Source organism: Burkholderia sp. Ap-955 (assembly GCF_011753045.1).
Lineage (GTDB): Bacteria > Pseudomonadota > Gammaproteobacteria > Burkholderiales > Burkholderiaceae > Burkholderia > Burkholderia lata_D.
The window spans coordinates 48,301-70,200 of the sequence record NZ_VWWH01000010.1 but is presented as its reverse complement, the minus strand read 5'-3'; the positions used below and the strand labels follow the sequence as shown (position 1 = coordinate 70,200).

Here is a 21,900-nt window from a genome sequence, read left to right as displayed (position 1 = left end):
AAATGATTCAAGGTCTTCTACGCTGTTCTCGAGCCGTTCGGAATCTCCCTGTTCAATCCCAGGAGTCGATCATGCTGACCGCGTACTACGTGCACCGCCTGCCGGCGGACTACGACCTCGACATCATCCGCAATCGCGTGCGCGAGCGCGGCCGGCTCTGGGACGACACGCCGGATCTCGTGTTCAAGGGGTTTCTGCTGCGCGAGACAGGCCGCTACGGTGCGACGGAAAACGGCTATGCATCGTTTTATCTGTGGCGCAATGAACAGGCGTTCGCCGGGTTCGTCACGGACGGCCGCTACCGGGTCGTGACGGACAGTTTCGGACGCGCGCCGATCGACGTGCAGGTCGCGCTCGATGCGCGCAAGGGCAGTGCGTCGACGGGGCGCTTCGTGCGGCTGGAAGCCATCGACATTCCGGCGGACGCCGACCTCGATGCGACGCTGGCACAAGAGGTCGAGCGCAATCGCGACGTGGCGGCGCGGCAGGGTACGGTCGCGGCCGCCGTCAGCCTCGATCCGCTGCGCTGGCGGCTGACACGAGTACACGTCTCGGAGCGCGAGCCGGACGACCGCGGCGCGGGCACGGTGTACCAGATCCTGCATCTGGCCAGGCCGTTGCTCGATACGCTCGAAGGGAGCGGGGTGTGATGGCCGGCGTTACGTTTCGATCGCGGGCCGGGCCGGCGGGTGGGGCAAGCGGCCCGGCATCCGCGCGATTGCCGGCCCGCCTGGTGGCCGCCGCGCATCTGGCCGGGATGGCAGCGGGGATCGCCGCGATTGCCGCGCTCGCGACGGTGCTGGCGCTGTTGTTCCGGTAAGGGGCGCCTTTGCGGATGAGTGAATACGGAAGCGCCGCGCACGACGCACGCGGCGCTTCCGTCGGGTGATGACCGCTCAGTGCCCCTGCAACCGGATATCCCGCGACGACGCACCGACGTACACCGTCCCGCCCGGCACCACGCGCCAGCCGTTACGCGACGTATCCCACACGCTCTGCATGCGCGGCGACACGGTGACGCGCACACGCCGCGTCTCGCCCGGATTCAGCCGGATCTTCTCCCAGCCGACCAGCCGCTTCGGCGGTTCGTCCTTGTACGGCACGCCGAGATAGACCTGCGGCGTTTCCGCGCCGGCAACGCGCCCGTCGTTACGCACCGTGAACGCGACGCTCAGCGATCCGTCCCATTGCTTCGACACCGACAGCCCCGAATACGCGAAGTGCGTGTACGACAGCCCGTAGCCGAACTCGAACATCGGCTTGATGTTGTGCGCGTCATACCAGCGATAGCCCATGTTCAGCTTTTCCGCATAGACGGGATCGTTGTCGAACGCGCCGTTTTGCCCCCAGGCCGGCGAATCCTGATCGCGCGCGGGGAACGTGACGGGCAGCTTGCCGGACGGATTGACCGCGCCGAACAGCACGTTCGCGATCGCCTTGCCGCCGGCTTCGCCCGGATACCACGCCTCGACGATCGCGGAGACCTGGTCCTTCCACGGCATCAGCACCGGGTTGCCGCTCTGGACGACGACGATCGTGTGCGGGTTCGCGCGCGCGACGGCTTCGACGAGCGCATCCTGGTTCGACGGGTTCGCGAGGCTCAGGCTCTGGAGATCACCGAAATCCTCGCCGGCCGGCTGCGCGACCACGACGATCGCGACGTCGGAACGGCCCGCGAGTGCCGCGGCCTGGTCGATCTCCTGCTGCGTGTACGCGCGGAACGGCGACTGCTGGTCGCTGTTGTCGGCATACGAGACCTGCGCGGCCGGCGCGAGCGCACGGATCGCCGCGACGATCGGCACGTCCACCTTCAGCCACGGATTGCGCCACCAGCTGCACCCCGTCGATGACCCGAACGTCAGGCCGCCGCACCCCGCGAACGATCCCGATACGGGGTCGCGCGTGTTGCCCGAGCCGCCGCCGGACAGCACGGCCGCATCGGCATGGCCGCCGATCACGGCGATACGCGACAGTGCCGACGCGGCGAGCGGCAACTGGTTGCCGTCGTTCTTCAGCAGCACGATCGACTGCTCGGACGCGGCCTGCGCGAACCGGTTCGCGGCGCTGAAATCGATCGTGCCGCCGCCCTTGGCCGGATCGTCCATCACGCCGACGCGGATCATCACCGCGAGCTTGCGCCGCACCATGTCGTCGAGGCGCGCGGTCGACACCGAGCCGTTCGCGATGGCCTGCTTGACGGCCGCTGGTGTGAGGTACACGGTCGATCCGACGTCTTCCTCCTCGTCGAGCCCGGCGTTGATCGCGGCGGCGGTGCTGTGCGTCGCGCCCCAGTCGGATTGCACCTGGCCCTGGAAGCCCCATTCGTTCTTCAGCACGTCGTTCAGCAGGTGAGGGTTCTCGCAGGCATACGCGCCGTTCAGGCGGTTGTAGCTGCACATCACGCTGCCGGGCCGCCCGCGCTTCGCGGCGATTTCGAAGGGCAGCAGGTAGAGCTCGCGCAGCGTGCGTTCGTCGATCTGCGTGTTGCCGCCCATCCGGCCGTGCTCCTGCTCGTTGCCGGCGTAGTGCTTGATGGTCGCGATGACTTTCTGCCGCTGCGTGGCGAGCGTGCGTTCGGCGAGCAGGTCGCCGGCCAGCAGCGGATCCTCGCCGAGATACTCGAACAGGCGGCCGCCGCGCGGCTCGCGCGCGAGGTTGGTGCCGCCGGCGAGGCCCATGCCGAATCCTTGCGCGCGCAACTGGATCGCGACCTGCTTGCCGTAGTCGTACGACAGACGGCGATCCCAGCTCGCGGCGACGGCGATCGTCGCGGGGAAGGTCGTGCTGGCCTGCGACGTGCTGCCGGAACCGGTGGCCGAATCGACCATGTTCAGGTCGGGAATGCCGAGCCGCGGCACGCCCTGGATGTAGCCGGCGCCACCGCCCGGCACCTTTGACATTTCGTATTGCGAATGAATGAATTGAAGCTTTTCGTCGAGCGTCATCTTGTGCACGAGCAGGTCAGCGCGCCGAACCGCCGCGGCGGACGCGAACGCATCGGTCGCGTCGCCCTGCGCGTTGAAATCGGCGTCGCCCGCGTAGGCGCTGGTGCAGAGGGTCGCTGCCAGCACGACGGCCGGCCAGAGTGTGTCCCGCATGTTGCTCTCCATGATCGTATTGCCGGTTGTTCGGATGATGTCTGGAGCTGCGCACGTCCGGTGGATTCGCACCGGACGCAATTGGCTGGCAATGCTGGGTGGTTGCGCGTCGGCATGCCGGGCCAGGCGGGGAATCGTTACGGCCGGTTGGGCCCGATCGAACATCGAGGACGGCGACGCGGACCGCCCGGCGCTGCCGAATCGGATGTAGCGATTCTCTGCAGCGACCAATCGTACAAATGTAGTTTGACTACAGCATCGGTGTTTCTACCGATATGTCCGATCTTTCTTCGGCAGGGGCGCGCTGTGGGGGTGGGAAGACGGTCAACGTTCCCGATGGCGGGGGTGTGGTCGGGTAAGAAGTACCTGGGAGCAAGCGCTTTTGCACGGTCATGTGGTGACGCGCATGTTCCGTTTCGTTGCGTACGCATCTAACCGGGCTTCGATCATTTCGAGCATTGTTTGTCGAGAATGCCGCTTTGATTCCGAGGCTGGGGAAATAGGGGCCGTGCCGAGTCCAACGCGGCGGGCCCGCACTCGTGCGAGGTGTTGAGTAAGGTTGATCACATATCTACCGTGCCGGACGGTGTTCAATCGAGTATTGCCGTGCGCGTTGTCCCGCTGTGATCGTCATGCGCGAATCGTGTACCGATGACGCTACCGGATGCGATCGACCGGATGGGTTCGCGACCGGGGCGCGGGTGCGTGTACATGCGGCAACCGAGACGAAGGTATTCGTGCCGGGCGAAGTGCCCCGTCCGGCGACGCTTCCCTTGACCGACGAACAATGAATCCTGGCGAAGCGCCTGGCCACGCGGGTGGCGTTGGATACACGGCGGATCCGTGCGGGGCGCCGCGGGCCCGGTAGCCGAGTGCGGGTCTACACGTCGACGGGCGCGCGTCAGCATCGTTCACGCGAGTCGCGCGGTCAGGCAGGGCGGCCGAGCACGATCGGCGGCAAACCTTGCGTGGCCGTGGCGCCGCAAGTCCGGGAAGGTGCGTTTGGTAAATGTAATGTGCCGTACGAAATATGTCGGGATTGAGTGGCCTAATCGTCGATATTCGAGCGGGCCGCCGTGTCTGGCGTGCCAAGCTGATCCGCGGGGAAGGAACGGAAATGTAACGTCATCCGACCAAAAAATTACCAAGACCAAACTCAACCCAGAGGCGCTTGCCGGTCAGGCGATCCTCGACAGGCACTCGCCGGACCCGGTCGGGCATGCGGGTGTTTTCACATACAGGCGTTTTCGTGGGAACCCAAATCGATACGCAAGGACGGAGCCGGTTACGGGGAATCGGCTCGCATCGTCGCAACGTCAGTCGTTCCCGATTGGCTTTATGCGGCCGAGCGCACCTGCAGCCTCGTAGTGGCCGCAAGTTGACGTTCGTCCGGACGCACGTGCAGTCGTTTCCGGTACCCGGATGCCTGCTTCGCGGCATGCGGCAGGCATCCAGCAGCGCATCGGGCCATCAGGTGTACAGCGCAAGGACCGGATCATGACACCCATTCAGTTCAACGGATGTGTCGGCTGGTTTCACGCAGGCCATCGCCCGCACGGCATCGTGATTTGCGAGCCGCTCGGTCACGAGGCGCTCTGGCTTCACAAACTCGTGCGCGCGCTCGCCGAGCATCTCGCCGATCGCGGCTTTCCGGTGCTGCGATTCCACTATCCGGCGAGCGGCGACTCGCTGGGCGACGAACACGACGCTGACCGCTTCGAACACATGCTCGCGAGCGTTCGGCATGCCGTCGATGCGTTGCGCGAGCGTGTCGCGTCGGACACGCTGACGCTCGTCGGCGTGCGCGCCGGTGCCGCATTGGCGCTCCTCGCCGCGGACGGCATCCCCGGGTTCACGCGCTTCGTCGCGCTGGCGCCAGTGGTGCGCGGCCGCGGCTACCTGCGCGAGCTTTCTCTCGTCGCGCAACGCTGGCTCGATAATGTGCCGCCGGCCGTGCGGGATGCGATTCGGGAGGAGCAGCCTCTCCACGTGCTCGGACACGCGTATCCCGATGATCTCGTCGCGGCACTCCGAGGCATCAACCTGTGCGAGTCTGCGGAACGATTTCAGGCATTGCCGGCGCGCGCGTTGCTCGTCGATGCGCCGTACGGCGACGCGCCTGCCCTGTCGGACGCGCTGCAGGCACGCGCTGTTTCGGTCGATGTTCGGACCTGCGCCGATTGGGGCGGCCTCATGAGGGAGCCGGTGTGGTCGCGGCTACCCGACGGATTGCTCGACACGGTTGCGAACTGGATCGACGACGGTTCCGATGCGGCCGTTCGCGTTTCCGTGCGGGATGCCGAGCCAGCCGTGACGCTGACCGGGGAGGGCAGTATCGAACGGATGATCTCCGTGGGGCCAGGGCGCTTGGTCGGTGTGCTGTGCGAACCGGCCGGCAGCACCCGACGCGCTGCCGCGCCGACCCTGTTGATTACCAATACGGCGGCCAATCCGCATGTCGCCGACGGTCGTTTTGCGGTTCGACTTGCGCGGTCGCTCGCGGCATCGGGTATCAGCAGCCTGCGTATCGATTCGAGCGGCATCGGTGACAGCGGTCCGCGTGCGAGAGACGATCAGTCGGACATTCCGTATTCGGATCAGGTGATTGTCGATATCGCATCCGCAGCGGACTGGCTGAAGGAGCAGGGGCATCGCGAGATCGTTGCGTTCGGGATTTGCTCTGGCGCGTACGCGTCGCTTCATGCCGCCGCGCGCGAGCATTTCGCTGGCGTGATTGCGGTCAATCTTCCTGTTTTTATATGGCCACGCGGAGAAACGCTCGCGAATGTCGTCAATAACCAGACAAACTCGATGCGCGGCTATTGGGCATCGCTGCGCAGCCGCCACAAGCTGCGTCGACTGCTGCTCGAAGGGCGCGACCTGCGGCCGGTCCTGCGTGCCGTGTTTCGTTTGGTCGCGGGCGTCATGACCGTGCCCGTCAAGCGTGCCGGCGAGCATTTCGGCTGGCGGCCGGGTCACGAGACGCCTCGGGGATTGCTGCATGACATGTCGGCCGGCGGCATCCGTACCCATCTCATCTACGGCACATTCGATACGGGCGTCGACGCGCTCGTTCGGCATTTTGGCCCCGCATCCCGTGCGTTCGCGCGTTGGCCGAACGTATCCGTCGACATGCAGGACGCGCTCGACCATTCGTTGTACGGCAACGCCGCTGCGCAGTACGTCGTCACCCGTTGCGCCGAGCTGCTTGCCGGCTGGTACGCGCCGGCCGAATTCGCGGTACCCGCGCAACCGGAACACGCGCCTTCATGACGTTCGCGCAGACGTCGCATGCAGGTGCGACAGGGCGGCGATCGCCGCGCTCTCCCGGGCGAGCGTCTCGGGAGCGCGGCTCCGGGGCGTCGGCCGCTGGTGGTGTTGCCAAAGTCTCCCGCTAACGTAACCGGACGAACAGATCCGCCGCTTCGGTCACCTTATCCTGACGGTGTCGAGTTTTCGTGGGGTTGCCAGTTCGCAAGCGCCATCGCGACTCCATCCAGGAATGACAATGAAGCAAGCGTGTCGGGCACATCGAAAGTGGGGCAGGCATCACCGCCAGCGGGTAACGCACTCGCGACATTGCGTCCACCGAGGTCGATCGTGATGCATGTGCTGGTGATCAACGACTTCGTTCGGAAGGGCGGCGGCGAGGAAGTGTACCGGGTGTCCGTCGACGTGCTTCGTGCTTGCCACGGCGTCGTGGTCGAAACCTTCGACGAGCGTGCATTGCCCGATGTCGGCGGCAGCGGGCGCGCACGCGCATGGTCACGTTCCGCCGCACGTGCGCTCCTCACGCTGCTCGATCGATTTCGCCCGCAACGCATCCTCGTGCACAATTACCACAACCTGCTGTCGAGCGCGATTCTGCCCGTGCTCGCTCGCTACAAGCGGCACTCGGGATGCGGTCTGTTCATGACCGCGCACGATTACCATTTGTTGTTCTACAACCCGAGCCTGCTGATCTATCCCCGCGGACGCGCGCAACCGTTGCCGATCGACCAGCTGCATCGCGGCCGGCGCATCGCGCTTGCGGCGAGCCCGCGCGGTTTTCTTCACGATGTCGCGAAGAAGCTGCACTGGCATGCGGTCAATGCGCTTTTCGATCCGCTTGGCCTGTTCGACGAGATTCTCTGTCCGAGTCCGTTCATGCGCGACCTCATTGCGCAGTGTGGCCGAACACGCGCGACACTGGTGCCGAATCCGATCGACTCGACGCTGATTCCCCATCCGCCCAAACCCGTCCGGGGCGATCGCCTTGATCTGGCGTTCGTCGGTCGTGTGGACGCGGACAAGGGCCTCGGTCGGTTTCTCGCGCTCATGAGCGAAGCGGCCGGCGATGCGATTGCGTCGCTGACCGTCTACGGCGACGGAGCGGAGCGGGCCGACCTGGAGAAACAGTACGCGACACTCGTCGGGTCGGGGCGGCTGCGTTTCGCCGGGCGCCTCGATCATGCAACGTTGTTCGCCGCGCTACCCAGGCACGATGCGCTCGTGTTGCCGTCGATCTGGGTGGAAAATGCCCCCCTCGTGATCGTCGAGGCGGCGATGCTCGGCCTGCCGGCGCTCGTGCACGACATCGGAAGCCTATCGACCTTTGGCGACGAGATCGGCAACAAGATTCTCTACCGGAGCACGTCCGAAGGCATCGCGCGCGCGCTCGCCGAACTGCGCGCGCATCTCGATAGCGACAATCGTCACTACGACTGGTCGCGTTACTCGGTCGAACGCTACGCGTCGTCGCTGCGTGCCGTACTCGGCATCGGTAGGGGTGTACCGTGAACGTGGGCACATTGACAGCCGCGGCACACTGTTTACTCTCAGCCCAGAAAGCACGATGACCGCTGTCCGAAAAAATTTCGCCTTGTTGTTCGCATTGCAAATCTCGACGTACGTCGTGCCGCTCGTCACGTTGCCCCTGTTGACGCGCGTGCTCGGCCCCCTGCAATACGGGCGGTTGTCGTTCGTGCTGGCGGTGACAACGTATTTCATCAATCTGGCCAATTACAGCTTCGACCTGACCGCGACGCCCCGTGTCGCGCTGGCGGACAGCAGGGTGGAACGATCCCGGATTTTCTGGGCAACTGTGTGCGCCCAATGGGCGATCACGATCGCCGGCTTCGCCGTACTCGTCGTCCTGACCCTGCTCATCCCGCATTTCGCGGCAGAACGCACGGCCCTGCTGATCGCGTTCGGGATGGCGGTGGGTGCCGCGCTCACGCCGGGCTGGTACTTTCAGGGAATCCAGAAGTTGAGCGTCTACAGCGCCACGGTGGTCGTATACCGTGGATGCAGTGTCGTTGCCTTCTTCATGTGGGTGCGTACGCCGGACGATCTCCTGCACGCGGTTGCCATCAACGCGGCGGTGCCGTTGCTGTGCGGGGTGACACTGCTTGCGTACCTGTTCTTCCGTCGCGAGGTCGAAAGTGTCCGCGTACGGTTCGCCGACATCGCGGCCGCCCTGAAAGGCGGCTCGCAGGTATTTCTGGCATCGACGTCGATCTCGTTCTACGCGTCGACCAATACCGTTCTGCTGAGTATCGTCTCTGGTAGTGTCGCCGCCGGCTATTTTGCCGCGGGTGACAAGTTGATTCGGGCCGCAGTCGGTCTGCTTCAACCGCTGAGAGCCGCAACCTATCCACACGTGACATACCTGATGCATCACGCCCGTGACGACGCGTTTGCGTTCTTGCGAAAGCTGATCGTCCTGCAGGGCGCGTTGGTGCTGGCCATGTCGGCAACGATTTACGCTTGCGCGCCGTTCGTCGTTCGGATCCTGTACGGCAGCTCGTTTGCGCCGACGGTCGGCGTACTGCGTTGCCTGGCGCTGGTGCCGTTCATGGCATGCATGACGGATCTGTTCGGTGTTCAAACCATGTTGCCGATGGGCATGAAGCGCGCCTTCAGCATCATCCTGATCTCGTCCGGCGTGTTGAACGTGACACTGCTGCCGCCGCTTGCCATGCTGTTCGCGGAGCGCGGGGCGGCTATTGCGGTGTTGATCGCCGAAACGGCCGTCGCTGTCGCGCTCGCGTATGTGCTCTGTCGTGACCGGGTCGGCCTGATCAATCTGTCGGCGCGTTCGGGCTGACGCGATTCGCGCGCTGTCGCGGCGGCGATGGCAGCGTGGCGCGTTGGACTCGCCATCCTTCCACGCCGCTGCCAGTGTGAGAGGCGAGTCGACAGGCGTCGCCGTTGCCGTCCTGCCGAAATGCCGATTACTTGGTGACAAGTGCCCCGGTCAATCCCGCGCTGATCGCCGGCAGCAACAGGTTCAGCACGCGGCTCGCGCGGACCAGCCCGGTGTTGTCGACGTACACGATATCCTTCGACGCGAGCGGAAACTGATTCGCGAGCAGCATCGAGACGGGCGACTTCAGGTCGAGGTGAAAGATGACCGGCTCGCTGTCGCCGGCCTTGCGCAGCACGAAAACCTGCTGGGCGTTCGATGTCTGCTGGTTGAGCTGGCCGGCCTCCGAAAGCGCCGCACTCAATGTGAGCGAGCCGTCGCGTTGGGGTGGCACGGCCAGCGGCTTGTTCACTTCACCCATGACGTAGACGGGATTGTCGTCGCGAGCACCCACATGCAACAGGTCGCCAGGCTGCAGCATGATGGTGGCGGGACTTTTGCCGGTCTTCATCATCTGCGCGACATTCACCGGATAGATCTCGCCGTTGCGAGTGACCGTCACGCGACTCTGATCCGCGGTCGGCGCAAAGCCCCCCGCGCGATTGACCGCTTCGACCAGGGTCATCGGAATATCGTTGATCGTCTGCGAGCCGGGGGCGCGTACTTCGCCATCGACATACACTTGCTCGGCACGGAACGATGCCACACGAACGGTCACTTGCGGTTTGACGAACACCTTCCGGAGTTCGGCATCGAGTTCCCGCTGGACCTGCGCCGCGGTCTTTCCGGCCGCACGGATCGGTCGGGTCACGTAGGGAAACTGCACGTTGCCGTCGCTATCCACAACGAAACCAGGCGCTGCGTCGGAGGCCTTCGTGTTCTGCGTCGGCTGGCCGACCGCGGCAGCAAATTCGGGGTGGTCCCACACCGTGATTTGCAGCACGTCACCCGGACCAAGTTTGTAGCTACTCGGCTTGCCGAGCAAATTGCCCGGGACCGACCACGGGGTACGGTGCTTCTGCTCCGTGTGAATCTGGTTGATCAGCGTCAGATCGATCTGCTTGACCGGGACCTTCATGTCACTGGTCACGTCGCCATCGTCGTTGGTCGTGACCGGCAATGCAGCCCGCTCTGCCATGTGCTGGCCGGGCGCAAACGCACACGCCGAAAGCAGGGTGGCCATCGCCAGGGAGAGCGCGGCGCGCATTCGACGCACCGCACGGTCGTTCTGTTTCAGCGCGAGCGCATCGAATAGCAGGGGGCTGTTCATATCGTCATTCAACATGGTAAGCCGGCCGTTCGGCCGGCGGGATAGTCCTGTATTTAGAAACAATTTAAATAAATTTGATACTCGTCGTCCTTCCAGATCAGAAGATTTTTCATCTCGACACCCCGATATCGATGGTTCCGTGTCGCCTTTTTTGATAAAGATCGTCAAAACGAGGTGGCGCGATGAATGACATGAAAAGACGTGCTCACGTCATATGTCTGATTGCGCCGTCAAGCCACAGTATTGTCATGGATTGCCGGAAGCGGAAACAGCGCCTACTCAACATAGCACGAGACAGGTTGGCAACCCAGTGATTCGCACCGCCAGTGCTTATTAATGTAAGCCATCGCACTTAGCGCGCCGGGCATTTATCGCATAGTGATCGCGACAAGCAGAATCATTGGTGTTCCTGCGGCAACGGTTCAGTGACGTACTTTCTACCGACCTGTGGTCGGCAGCAGGGCAGGCGCGCGGGATGGCACGACCTGGTAAGCGTCGCGCGGCACGCATGGCCGAGCGCACGCGCCGCCACGCGAAGCCTGGCAAGGTGGCAATTTGGGAGTTTTTGCATGGCATTGGATCGACCTTCGCCTAATGGGTACCGGGACGGAGCGGGAAATATTTCTCGCGACGCGTCCCGCTTTACACTGGCCGAATTGCTCGAAAACGTATTTTATTATCGACGGGCGTTTATTTCCGTTTTTCTGGGGTGTCTGCTGCTGGCATTTTTATATGCCATTTCGGCGACGCCGATTTACTCTGTTGACACGCTGATACAGGTCCAGGAAAACAAGCATAGTGCGCTGGGTTCGCTCTCCGAGATTTCGAACGCATTGGATATTCAGAATTCTGCCGTAGTCGGCGAAATCGATATCGCCCGCTCGCGCACGGTTGTCACCCAGGCGATCGAGGCAACCGCGGCGCAGGCGGAAGTTTCAGTCAGTAATCGGATTCCGCTCGTCGCGGGTTTGCTTGGTTCGATCCTGTCGAAAGATGCGAATGGCCTCGTCATTCCGTTGTTCAATACCCCGTTCTGGGCGTGGGGCGGTGAACGCATCGAATTCACCAGGTTCGACGTCCCGGATGCACAGCTCGGCAAGAAGTTGGAGTTCGATTATCTCGACGGCGATCGATTCGTGTTGAAAGACAGCGATGGTCAAGAGGTGTTGAAGGGGGTAATCGGCACGCCGAGCGAAGGTAACGGTTATCGCGTGAATGTGTCGCGGATCGTGGCGCGCGCCGGTACGGAGTTCCGTGTACGGCGGGTTGCCACGCCCGTGCGACTCGACGCCATCCTGACCAAGTTGACCGGGGCGGAAACGAAACGCCAGTCGGGCATCATGCAGCTCAATCTCGAGGATCCCGATCCGGTGTTTGCTGCGCGACTGCTCAACGCCATTGCCGCGGCTTATCTGGATGTCAACGCGAAGAGGCGTTCGGAGGATGCCGAGCGCAGCCAGGCATTCCTCGACGCGCAACTGCCGGCCGTGAAGGCGCGGCTGGAACAGGCGGAGCAGGCGCTGAACACGTTCCGCAATGCGCAAGGGTCGATCGATTCGCAGGGCGATGTCAGGCTGCTCATTGATCAATTGGCGCTTGTCGACAAGGCGCGGCTCGAAGCCAAGCTCGAGTATCAGGACCTGTCATCCAAGTATGTTGCCGGACAACCCCAGCTCGCGGCCGTCGTCAACAAGCTGAAGACGCTCGATCAGCAGTCGGCCGAACTGAAAAGCAAAGTGGCGCACTTGCCGTCGCAGCAGCAGACGTATTTGCGTTTGGCGCGGGACGTCGAAGTCAATAACCAGCTATATGTCGGCTTGCTGAACAACACGCAGCAGTTGCAGATTGCGAAAGCAGGCACGGTCGGCAACGCGTCCATCATCGACAAGGCCGATGTGAGCGACAAGCCGATTCGCCCGAAGCGAATGCTCGTGATCGTGTTGGGCGCGGTGGTCGGACTGATACTGGGCGTTGCCGTGGCACAAGGCTATGCATTGTGTTTCGCGCGTGTTCGTGATCCGAAGCATCTGGAATCGATGGTGGGCGTTCCGCTGCTTGGCGTAGTCCCGTCATCGCCTCAACAGATCGAGGCCGACTCGAACGGCAGGCCTGCTTTCATGGCCGTGAGGGAGCACCCCGATACGCCGTTTGCCGAAGCGATCGCAGATCTGGCCTTGCTGTTGCATTGCAAGACGACCACCGGGCGCGGCGGCGCAAAGACCGTTCTGATTACGTCTCCCGAGCCGGGGCAGGGCAAGTCGATGATCGCCGCCAATCTTGCCTGTCTGTCCGCGGACAGCGGCGTCAAGACCTTGCTTGTGCGTGCCCATGCAGGCCAGGCAAGCATCGAGCGATGCTTGCCGGTGAAAGTCGAGAAGTGTTTGTCGGATGTGCTGAAAGGCTCGCTCGATCTCAAGAAGGTGATCTCGCGCGTTCATGACAATCTTGACGTGCTGCCCGCCGGAGCAGAGGGCAAGCCTTTGCGGAACCTGTACGGCACCGAGAAGCTGGAGGCGCTGTTCACTTCACTGCGAGGCGCATACGACCTGATCATCGTGGACGCGCCATTGGCCCATCCGGCCGCAAACGTCGCCATGTTGTCGAGGTTCGCCGACATCACGTTGATGGTGGTGCGGCAAGGCTCGGTCAGCTACGCCGGCGTGGAGGAGGCGATCGAGAACCTGAAGAAGTTCGGCGCGGATGTGGATGGCCTGGTGTTCAACGGCTTCGAGCCTTCACCGTTCCGCTACGGCTATTACGCGAACGCGCGTCGACCTGCGAAGGAAACCCGGACGCAGAGCAATCCTCGTCATGTCCCATCCGAGACGTTTTTGTTCAGGGCATGGGCGCGAGTAAGAAAGGAACTGCTCAAGAACGCTGCGTGATATCGATTGATCGGCTCGCAGCTGCATGGTGCAGGTGCGTGAAGGAAGGAACGAATTTCGGGTTGCGGCACGATGGGTAAGGTGACGGGAACATTAGGCGGCAACGGCGGCTTCGTATCCGCTACCGGCGTGATCGTATTGACGTTATTCACGCTGGCATTGCTGTTCAACGCGGTGATGCCGGCGCTCGGAATGGCGAAATCGAGCGCCTTGTGTACGTTGCTGTTGGCAACACTCGGCCTCGTCGGCCTGGTCAAGTCGCGTCCGGTGTTCGCCGTGTCGATGCTTTACGTGCTGGCGATCGGAATGACCGCATTCCTTGCAGGCGTGGGCTTGGAGGACGGCGGCTACCTGACGGAAACCGATGTCATCGGTGACGCGACCGGGGCGTTCAGTCGGCTCCTGTCGTTCTACCTGATTTTTGTCGTCTGTGCGCTCGTTGCCTTCAGTCGATTTCTGGACGAGCGCCCGGTCCGAGCGTCGATCAAGGCGCGGATAGCCTTGCAACCGATCAGCATCGCGATGGGGTTCGGGCTCGCGGCGACGATTATCGCGATCGGTGTGATCGCCGGTCTGACGTCAGGGTTCTCGTTGTTTTCCGGCATTAATCGATATGCGCTGCGGAATGATTCATCGAACGGGATGATGTTCAACCTGTTCCTGAACAATCAGTCGTTCATGGGTTTTCTGCTGGGCACCATCGCCACCAGTTCCGACAAGCGCATCCGGGTGGCGGCGATCCTGACGATGGCGGTCGACCTGGCGCTCAATGTGATGCATGGCGAGCAATTCATGGCAGTGCTGCACATCGGGCTGTGCTCGCTTGCCCCGTTTATTTCGATTCACGCGATGAACGGCAAGCCGGTTGTTCGTTATCTGGGTATCGGTGCGGGCCTGGCGCTATTGCTGGGCGCCGTCTCCATTGTCTACTCCTACAGGGGGCAGGGGCTTGAAGTGGCCGATATGCTCTCTTCGCGCTTCCTGCTGCAGGGCCAGCCGTGGTACGTGGTCGACAACGATGCCCAACTGTTCACGGCACCGAGGCTCGGCGGCACGGATGCATTCTGGCGTTTCGTGAACTCGCTCGGTTCCTGGACCATGCCGACGTTTTTCGACGAATCCGAACCGAGCGGCTTGCGTGACTTGATGAAGTCGTACACCGAACCGAGCGTTCTCCGGGCCTACATGTTCGATGACGTCACCTTCACGATGGGGAATATGGCCGTGCCCGTGTACTGGTTCGGCTACGCCGGGGGCGCTCTCTTTGTCGCGATGACCGGTCTGGTGTACGGCGCGCTCGGTGCGCTGCAGATCGTCGTTGCGATGCGCGGCGGGGTCGTGATGCTATGGCTGATGGCGAAGGTCTTTTCATATGCGACGTTCGCCGTCCAGCAAGGCGAATACTGGATGATGTTTGGCTCGCGTACGGTTTTTTATGCGCTTCTCGCGCTCGCCTGGTGGTATTGGGTCGATGCGAAGCATTCAAACCTCGAATGAACCGCGCCAGGTTATTCCGAGGCCTTTCGTCAAGCGTGTGTTGTCGTCGTTCACCGGTGTGGGCCGCGAGAAGGTTGTCGACGCACGCTCGGCCCTCGCTCGTTTGCGAGCCGGTGCAATGCGTCTCTGTCTGCTTCATCAATGTCGGAAACGGCGTTTCCGATCGCGTATGCGAGCAGCCTTGTGTCTTGAGTCATCATCATTCCCGTCATGTCAAAAGCGAAGCATTCGGAGCGGTTTGACCATATCGACGCGATGCGTGCCGTTGCGGTGATCCTCGTCATCTGGACGCACTATGCTGAGCGGTTCGTCCCCCTTGCCGGCTCACAGTATGTGCTTGACTCCCTGCAACGCTCCGTGAATTTCGGAAGAATCGGAGTCGTCCTTTTCTTCGCGATCAGCGGCATGCTGATTCCAACCAGCCTGCACGGCGAGATCGGCGCGGGCACGAAGCGCTTCCTCATTCGACGATTCTTTCGACTGTATCCCGCCTATTGGCTGGCGCTTCCTGCAGGGTATTTCGTTCACTGGTATTTGTTCGACAAAAGAATGGACATCCATGGCGTTCTGGCCAATGTGACCATGATTCCGGTGGCGTTTGGGGAAAGTCTGATCCTGCCTCATGGCTGGACGCTGGAAACCGAACTGTATTTCTACGGGTTGTGCCTGATCCTGTTCTGGTGCGGGGCGCTTCACCGGATGCTCCATCTGTGCCTCGTCACGATCGGGCTATGCGGACTATTCGTGTTGACGCTCAAGTTGCAGCTCTTCCCGGCCGATCTGCTCAGTCAGTACAAGACCATGCCGTATCATCTCGGCATCATGTTCTGGGGCGCCTGCTTTCGCATGGCCTATGACAATCCTTCGCAGCTGCTGCGTGTCAGATTGGCCGGAAGCGGTGTGCTGTCCCGACTATCGCTGACTTATAGGTCGGCGGTCGCCTGTGTGACGATCCCGGTCGTCGGCATTGCGCTGGCGGGGGCCATCGAGGATTGGCGACATCACAACGCGTTTCATCTTCCTATCTCGCTCGCTTACATGATCGGCATCGCGACCTTCGCGATACTGGCAACCTTGCTGAAGCTTCGTATCCGTCTGCTTTCATGGATCGGCAAGATCAGTTACTCGATCTACCTGTTGCACAGTCTTCCGCTGTTCGTGGCGTTCTGGTTGTGTCAGCGTTTCCACATTACTGGATGGCCGCTTGGTCTTTACATGATCGTCCCGATGGTGCCTTTGATTCCATTGTCGTGGGCCGGCTACCGACTCTGTGAAGCGCCGTTCGTGAAGCTTGCGCGTACGCTCACGTCGCGCCGCGGAAGCCGCGTGTTCGCATCGGGTGATGCGACCGGCTGATTCCCGGACGTGTGTGTTCGCTCGTTCCATGGAAATGATTCGATATGCGCGGATCGCAATGCCTGCCTCGCGTATGCGTCGGTATAGCCGGCCTGATGATGGCTGGCGGGCTGTCGTGGCCGGGCTTCGTCGAGGCCGTATCCGGCGCACCCGCACCGGCTGCAGTTCATGCCGACATACCGGATGTGTACATTCATCCCGCCCCGGATGCGGCCGATCAGGCTGATGCGCTGCAACGCGCGCTGGACGGGCTGCAACCGGGCCAGCGGTTGGTGTTCATGCCCGGACGCTATGTCGTCGGTCGTTCGTTGATCGTGCGGCAGCGGCATGTCGTGCTGTCGGGTTTCGGCGCAACGCTGATGGCGACCGTTCCCGGCAATCAGACGATCGAGATGCGGGGCGACGGTACGACGCTCGTCGGGTTTCATATCAAGGGAACCGGTGCGACACGTCTCGACACGCCGGAGTCGACCAAGGTCGACGTGACGGGGCGCGACGTGCAAGTGCTCGACAACGTCATCGACGGCGGCGCCAGCGCGGGCATATTCGTGTTTGGCGGATCGGACGTCGCGATCATCGGCAATCAGGTGCGGTCGACGCTCGCCGATGGCATTCACATGACGCACGGCGCACGCAATGTGCTGGTTCAGGGCAATGTCGTGCGCGGTACCGGCGACGACATGATTGCCGTGGTGAGCTACCTGGCTGACGGGGTGGTGAGCCGCAACGTGCTGATTACCGGCAACTCGCTCGAAGGCAACGCGTGGGGGCGCGGAATCACGGTGGTCGGCGGCACGGACGTGACGATCTCGAACAACATCGTGCGCGACGTGCAGGTCAGCGCGGGAATCCTCGTCGCGCAGGAAGACAGTTACCGAACCTACGACGCGTCCGACGTCCGGGTCGAGAACAACGTGGTGTCGTCCATCCAGACCGCGGCCGCCCGGACCGATCCGCGCCCGCTGACCCAGCAGGCCGCGATCGACGTCAGTACGTGGTCGGGCTCGGTGACGCGCGTGGTCGTGATCGGCAACCGCGTGTCGCGCGCGCGGTTTGCCGGCATTCGCGTCTGGGGAAACGTGTCGCAGTACCGGATCGCGGATAACCGGTTGTCCGCGATCGGCGGGATGCCGGTACAGGTGGGCGGGGCCGGAGGCTGTCTCCCGGGTGGCACGAATGCCGCGCAGTGCAGGATGCCGGTCGCGCAGCCCGCGTCGATCGACGCGGTCGGGGCCGACACGTCGGCGTTGCCGCAAGTGCGCGAAGCGCTCAGGCAGGCGTGCCCGCGGCAGCGCGGCATCGACTGACGAATCGATGCTCGCGCCGGCGTGCGCGGTACGCGATTAGCGCACGACGTCCCCCTCTACCACCGGCACGTGCGGTTCCCGAGCAGTGAGCGGCACCGCGTGCTTGTCCGGCAGCGTGTCGACGACCGGGCGCCCGTACTGGTCGTCGAAGCGCACGATATCGTCTTCGCCGAGATAGTTGCCCGATTGCACTTCAATGATTTCGAGCGGAATGCGGCCGGGATTCTCGAGGCGATGGACCTCGCCGACGGCGATATACGTCGACTCGTTCTCGCTGAGCAGAAAGGTCTCGTTGCCGCGCGTCACCTTCGCGGTGCCGCGCACGACGATCCAGTGCTCGGCGCGGTGATAGTGCATCTGCAGCGACAGCCGCTTGCCCGGTTCGACGACGATCCGCTTCACCTGGAACCGCTCACCGAGATCGATCGAATCGTAATGCCCCCAGGGACGCTGCACCTTGCGGTGTTCGCTCGCCTGCGGGCGCCGGTCGCTCTTCAGGCGCGCGACGATGTTCTTCACGCGCTGCACGTCGTGCTTGTTCGCGACGAGTACCGCATCGGGCGTTTCGATCACGACGACATCCTTCATCCCGACGCACGCGATGAGACGACCCTCCGAACGCACGAGGCTGTCCTGCGTGTCCTCGAACACGATCGGGCCGCGGGCGACGTTGCCGTGGTCATCCTTCGGCATGATTTCCCAGATCGCGTCCCACGTGCCGACGTCCGACCAGCCGGCCGAAAGCGGCACCACGATGCCTTCGATGCCGAGTTCGCTGCTGTCGGCGAGGCGCTCCATGACCGCATAGTCGATCGAGTCGGACGGGCAGGCGTCGAAGGCGACGGCGTCGATCCGGAAGAACGGATCATCGGCGACGCCCGCGCGCCACGCCGACTCGCAGGCCGCATGGATCTCGGGCGCCAGCGCGTGGATCGCCTTCAGCCAGACCGAGGCGCGCGTGACGAAAATGCCGCTGTTCCACCAGTAGTCGCCCGACTGCAGGTAGCGCTCGGCGAGCGCCGCGTCGGGTTTCTCGACGAAGCGTCCGATCGAATAACCGCCTTGTCCGCCGTGGCGGCTCGTCCGCGGCTCGCCGACCCGGATATAGCCGTAGCCCGTTTCCGCCCGGCGCGGCAGCACACCGAGCGTCACGATCGCGCCTTCCTGCGCATAACGTGCCGCGCGCGCGATCGCGTCCTGGAACGCGCCGACATCGGCGATCACGTGATCGGCCGGCATCACCGCGAGCACGGGGTCGTCCTCGAGCACGCTGGCGTCGAGCGCGGCAAGCGTGAGCGCCGGTGCCGTGTTGCGCGCAGCGGGTTCGAGCAGGATACGGGCGGGCGCCGCACGGTCGACCACCTGCGCGGCGCTCATGATGCGATGCTGTTCGCCGCACACCAGCAACAGCTTGTCGCCCAGCACCGCGTTCGCGATGCCGTTCAGGCGACGCGCCGTCGCCGACAACGGCGATTCGTTCGAGGTCAGCTCGATCAGCTGCTTCGGATACTGTTCGCGCGACAGCGGCCAGAGGCGTGTGCCGGAACCGCCGGCGAGGATGACCGGCAGGATGCGTGGAAGGTCGGGTGCGGGAACGGGGCGTAGGGTGCGTGTCATCGGTTGGCTCCGGTATCGGCGGGCAGCCGGTTGTGTACGCGTCCGTCGGCACGCGCGTCTTCATTCCTGAGCCGGGTCGTCGAAACGGTCCGGGACAGCAGCTGGCGCAGCGCGCCGGCGGTGCGGTCGGCCGGCCGGATCATGCCGACGAACGGCGCACCCTGTTCGAGATACGGTCCGTACGCCTTGCGGAATCCGAAGCGTTTGTAGAACGCCTGGCGCGGCGCGGGAACGTGCATGCGCAGCGCGGCATCCGGCCAGGCGGCCAGCGCGGCGGTCAGTGCCCGTTCGAGCAGGTGTTCGAGCGTATCGCCGTCGCGGCACGCTTCGCTCGTCAGTACCTTGTCGATCACGACGTCCGGATCGATGTCGTCGCCCGGCAGGAGCCGTGCGTAGGCCGCGACTTCCGCCGCGTCGCCGTTGCGCACGGTTGCATAGACATGCAATGCGCCTGCGTCCTTGCCGTCGATATCGAGATGGGTATGCGCATCCTCGACGACCAGCACGGTGTTGCGTGCGCGCAGGATTGCATAGAGATCGACGGCGCTCAGATGTTCGAATTCACAACAATGCCATTCCATGATGCGGTCCTCGTGTGAAACCTTCAGCACGCGCTGTCGCACGAATACGTTCGTCCCGTGCGAAGCGGCAATGATCATGATGCGGATACGGCGCGCGCCGGTCTGTTCGAAAGCTTACCCATGCTCGGGGTTCGCGCGAGCGAGGTGTCGTGTGCCAACAGCGTCGTAGTGTCCGCTAGCACACATCGGCGGTGCCGGTGCTTTCCGATAATTGCCATGGCGTGGTGGCCGCGTTGCGCGGCTCACCCCTGTCGAACGTCATTGGAGAATCGGGAGCGGTACTTGAAGATTGCGATCGTTCACGACTGGCTGGTCGTGCCTGGCGGCGCCGAACGCGTGCTGGCGCACATGATCGACTGCTTTCCGCAGGCCGATGTCTACAGCCTCGTCGATTTCCTCGAGGATCGGGACTGCCTGCGCGGCCGCGCGGTGCGCACGTCCTTCATCCAGAAGCTGCCGTTCGCGCGCACGCGCTACCGCAGCTATCTGCCGTTGTTTCCGCTGGCCATCGAACAGTTCGACCTGTCGGCGTACGATGTCGTGCTGTCGAGCTCGTACGCGGTTGCGAAGGGCGTGCTCAGCGGCCCGGACCAGTTCCACGCCAGCTACGTGCATTCGCCGGTGCGCTATGCGTGGGACCTGCAACACCAGTACCTGAACGAGGCCGGCCTCGCACGCGGGCCAAAATCGGCAATCGCGCGCGCGCTGCTGCATTACATCCGCAACTGGGATGCGCGTTCGGCGAACGGCGTCGATCGCGTGGCCGCCAATTCGCACTTCATCGCACGCCGCATCCGCAAGACCTACCGGCGCGATGCGACCGTGATCTATCCGCCGGTCGACGTCGACCACCTGTCGCTGCGCCCGGACAAGGAGGCGTTCTACCTGACCGCGTCGCGGCTCGTGCCGTACAAGCGGATCGACCTGATCGTCGACGCGTTCTCGCGTACGCCGGAACGCCGCCTCGTCGTGATCGGCGACGGGCCGGAGATGGCGAAGATCCGCGCGCTGGCCGGGCCGAACGTCACGCTGCTCGGTTACCAGCCGTTCGACGTGCTGCACGACCACCTGGAGCGTGCGCGCGCATTCGTGTTCGCCGCGGAAGAGGACTTCGGCATTTCGCCGGTCGAGGCGCAGGCATGCGGCACGCCCGTGATCGCGTACGGGAAGGGCGGCGTGCGCGAGTCGGTGCGCGCGTGGCCGGTCTCCGGCGCAACGGGCCTGTTCTACCGCGCGCAGACGGTCGATGCACTGGTCGATGCGCTTGCCCGATTCGAAGCGCTGCCGCGCGGGGCGATCGATCCGCGTGCGTGTCGCGCGAATGCCGAGTGCTTCAGCTCGGCGCGCTTTCGGGACGCGTTCACGCGCTTCGTAATGGATGGCTATGCCGCGTTGCAGGCGGAGATGGCCGCGCCCGCCGGTTTCACGCCGCACGACGATGCGTCGATCGAGGACGGCATGGGCGACCGGCCGGTCCGGGAGGGCGAGACGGCGCTGCGAACCTGAGCGACGATCGCGCCCGTTGATTACGGAATGTAACCGCCGGGCGGACCGTGCGCCGTGCCGGGACGGCGCAGCCGGCCGGCGCCGCGCGCGATTATGCGGCGGGTGGCGTGTGGTGCGGGTCTTTTTAAAGGATTTCGGTGAAAATCACGCGCAATCCAGGGAGCCTATCTGGCGGAAATGTAGTATTTGGCACTGATTGACGCGAATGTTGAGAGAGAATCAAATCTCAGTAGCCAAAGGTGTGTCGCGCGGGGCGACCGGCTGCGTAACCGGCTGATTCAGGATTATCTTTTGGTAACAAGACCATCTTGAAACGGGGTGTAAATTCAGGAACGGATGAAGTATGACGGTCATTCCGCTTGTGGGTTGGCCGCCATCCGGTTCAGCATCGGGCGCGCTCGTCGTGTACGACGCAACGCACATGCGGACGGATGTTCCGTTTGCCGACGTGCTCCGCCTGCCGGCGCGGCGCGTCAAAGCGGGAACGTCGCGGCTCCCGCAGCCGCGCGTTTCCTTCGAGTTCGATGACAACGAGGCCGGATGACATCCGGCTCGACCTCCGGGGGTTCTCGCCGTGTGCAGTTTCGATATTCGCCAAGGCTGCGGAAACGCAGCGCGGAAAGGTGGCCATGCGCCGCCGGCCCCAGCGCACGCGA

14 protein-coding genes are annotated in these 21,900 nt (G+C 63.4%); 10 read left to right on the top strand and 4 right to left on the bottom strand.

What is annotated here, in order from left to right; all coding sequences use genetic code 11:
* Positions 1 to 71: 71 nt before the first annotated feature.
* The gene (locus F3J15_RS08575; RefSeq protein ID WP_205190739.1) at positions 72 to 650 is read left to right on the top strand and encodes a DUF4865 family protein; all 579 of its coding nucleotides are present in this window, start codon (positions 72 to 74) and stop codon (positions 648 to 650) included.
* A 246-nt stretch (positions 651 to 896) separates the two neighbouring features.
* On the opposite strand, the gene F3J15_RS08570 is transcribed toward F3J15_RS08575, so the two are convergent.
* The gene (locus F3J15_RS08570; protein WP_166889740.1) at positions 897 to 3,098 is read right to left on the bottom strand and encodes a glycoside hydrolase family 3 C-terminal domain-containing protein; all 2,202 of its coding nucleotides are present in this window, start codon (positions 3,096 to 3,098) and stop codon (positions 897 to 899) included.
* 1,497 nt (positions 3,099 to 4,595) lie between these two features.
* Here F3J15_RS08570 and F3J15_RS08565 point away from each other — a divergent pair.
* The 3 genes from F3J15_RS08565 to F3J15_RS08555 all read left to right on the top strand — a co-directional run bounded on the left by F3J15_RS08565 (position 4,596) and on the right by F3J15_RS08555 (position 9,186).
* Positions 4,596 to 6,371: an alpha/beta hydrolase gene (locus tag F3J15_RS08565; RefSeq protein WP_166889738.1), complete on the top strand. Its 1,776-nt coding sequence runs from the start codon at positions 4,596 to 4,598 to the stop codon at positions 6,369 to 6,371.
* Between the two features lie 330 nt (positions 6,372 to 6,701).
* A complete protein-coding gene (locus tag F3J15_RS08560) occupies positions 6,702 to 7,877 on the top strand; it encodes a glycosyltransferase family 4 protein (protein ID WP_166889841.1) in 1,176 nt (391 codons plus the stop codon).
* Between the two features lie 55 nt (positions 7,878 to 7,932).
* Positions 7,933 to 9,186 (top strand): flippase, encoded by a 1,254-nt coding sequence (locus F3J15_RS08555; protein ID WP_089447493.1) that lies wholly within the window; start codon positions 7,933 to 7,935, stop codon positions 9,184 to 9,186.
* A gap of 127 nt (positions 9,187 to 9,313) precedes the next feature.
* Here the strand turns inward: F3J15_RS08555 and F3J15_RS08550 are convergent, their stop codons facing one another.
* On the bottom strand, positions 9,314 to 10,495 hold the full coding sequence (locus tag F3J15_RS08550; RefSeq protein WP_166889735.1) for a polysaccharide biosynthesis/export family protein: 1,182 nt from the start codon (positions 10,493 to 10,495) through the stop codon (positions 9,314 to 9,316).
* Positions 10,496 to 11,064: 569 nt separating this feature from the next.
* Here F3J15_RS08550 and F3J15_RS08545 point away from each other — a divergent pair.
* The 4 genes from F3J15_RS08545 (at position 11,065) to F3J15_RS08530 (ending at position 17,540) form a co-directional block, all read left to right on the top strand.
* A complete protein-coding gene (locus tag F3J15_RS08545; protein ID WP_166889732.1) occupies positions 11,065 to 13,380 on the top strand; it encodes a GNVR domain-containing protein in 2,316 nt (771 codons plus the stop codon).
* Between the two features lie 72 nt (positions 13,381 to 13,452).
* A complete protein-coding gene (locus F3J15_RS08540; protein WP_166889728.1) occupies positions 13,453 to 14,877 on the top strand; it encodes a DUF6418 domain-containing protein in 1,425 nt (474 codons plus the stop codon).
* 210 nt (positions 14,878 to 15,087) lie between these two features.
* On the top strand, positions 15,088 to 16,233 hold the full coding sequence (locus F3J15_RS08535; RefSeq protein WP_166889725.1) for an acyltransferase: 1,146 nt from the start codon (positions 15,088 to 15,090) through the stop codon (positions 16,231 to 16,233).
* A 44-nt stretch (positions 16,234 to 16,277) separates the two neighbouring features.
* A complete protein-coding gene (locus F3J15_RS08530; RefSeq protein WP_166889722.1) occupies positions 16,278 to 17,540 on the top strand; it encodes a right-handed parallel beta-helix repeat-containing protein in 1,263 nt (420 codons plus the stop codon).
* Between the two features lie 36 nt (positions 17,541 to 17,576).
* On the opposite strand, the gene F3J15_RS08525 is transcribed toward F3J15_RS08530, so the two are convergent.
* Positions 17,577 to 19,157, bottom strand: coding sequence for a mannose-1-phosphate guanylyltransferase/mannose-6-phosphate isomerase (locus F3J15_RS08525; RefSeq protein WP_166889719.1), 1,581 nt, complete (start codon positions 19,155 to 19,157; stop codon positions 17,577 to 17,579).
* On the bottom strand, positions 19,154 to 19,816 hold the full coding sequence (locus F3J15_RS08520) for a drug:proton antiporter (protein WP_166889716.1): 663 nt from the start codon (positions 19,814 to 19,816) through the stop codon (positions 19,154 to 19,156). The genes F3J15_RS08525 and F3J15_RS08520 overlap by 4 nt, the downstream gene beginning before the upstream one ends.
* Before the next feature lie 204 nt (positions 19,817 to 20,020).
* Between F3J15_RS08520 and F3J15_RS08515 the strand changes: the two genes are divergently transcribed.
* Positions 20,021 to 21,244: a glycosyltransferase family 4 protein gene (locus F3J15_RS08515; RefSeq protein ID WP_240158808.1), complete on the top strand. Its 1,224-nt coding sequence runs from the start codon at positions 20,021 to 20,023 to the stop codon at positions 21,242 to 21,244.
* A gap of 343 nt (positions 21,245 to 21,587) precedes the next feature.
* The gene (locus tag F3J15_RS08510; protein ID WP_166889710.1) at positions 21,588 to 21,788 is read left to right on the top strand and encodes a hypothetical protein; all 201 of its coding nucleotides are present in this window, start codon (positions 21,588 to 21,590) and stop codon (positions 21,786 to 21,788) included.
* Positions 21,789 to 21,900 lie beyond the last annotated feature (112 nt).

What these genes read in the sequence shown, in the direction of transcription:
- F3J15_RS08575 (WP_205190739.1), top strand. Translation starts at nt 72, where the DNA reads ATGCTGACCGCGTACTACGTGCACCGCCTGCCGGCGGACTACGACCTC.
- F3J15_RS08570 (WP_166889740.1), bottom strand. Translation starts at nt 3,098, where the DNA reads ATGCGGGACACACTCTGGCCGGCCGTCGTGCTGGCAGCGACCCTCTGC.
- F3J15_RS08565 (WP_166889738.1), top strand. Translation starts at nt 4,596, where the DNA reads ATGACACCCATTCAGTTCAACGGATGTGTCGGCTGGTTTCACGCAGGC.
- F3J15_RS08560 (WP_166889841.1), top strand. Translation starts at nt 6,702, where the DNA reads ATGCATGTGCTGGTGATCAACGACTTCGTTCGGAAGGGCGGCGGCGAG.
- F3J15_RS08555 (WP_089447493.1), top strand. Translation starts at nt 7,933, where the DNA reads ATGACCGCTGTCCGAAAAAATTTCGCCTTGTTGTTCGCATTGCAAATC.
- F3J15_RS08550 (WP_166889735.1), bottom strand. Translation starts at nt 10,495, where the DNA reads ATGAACAGCCCCCTGCTATTCGATGCGCTCGCGCTGAAACAGAACGAC.
- F3J15_RS08545 (WP_166889732.1), top strand. Translation starts at nt 11,065, where the DNA reads ATGGCATTGGATCGACCTTCGCCTAATGGGTACCGGGACGGAGCGGGA.
- F3J15_RS08540 (WP_166889728.1), top strand. Translation starts at nt 13,453, where the DNA reads ATGGGTAAGGTGACGGGAACATTAGGCGGCAACGGCGGCTTCGTATCC.
- F3J15_RS08535 (WP_166889725.1), top strand. Translation starts at nt 15,088, where the DNA reads ATGTCAAAAGCGAAGCATTCGGAGCGGTTTGACCATATCGACGCGATG.
- F3J15_RS08530 (WP_166889722.1), top strand. Translation starts at nt 16,278, where the DNA reads ATGCGCGGATCGCAATGCCTGCCTCGCGTATGCGTCGGTATAGCCGGC.
- F3J15_RS08525 (WP_166889719.1), bottom strand. Translation starts at nt 19,157, where the DNA reads ATGACACGCACCCTACGCCCCGTTCCCGCACCCGACCTTCCACGCATC.
- F3J15_RS08520 (WP_166889716.1), bottom strand. Translation starts at nt 19,816, where the DNA reads ATGATCATTGCCGCTTCGCACGGGACGAACGTATTCGTGCGACAGCGC.
- F3J15_RS08510 (WP_166889710.1), top strand. Translation starts at nt 21,588, where the DNA reads ATGACGGTCATTCCGCTTGTGGGTTGGCCGCCATCCGGTTCAGCATCG.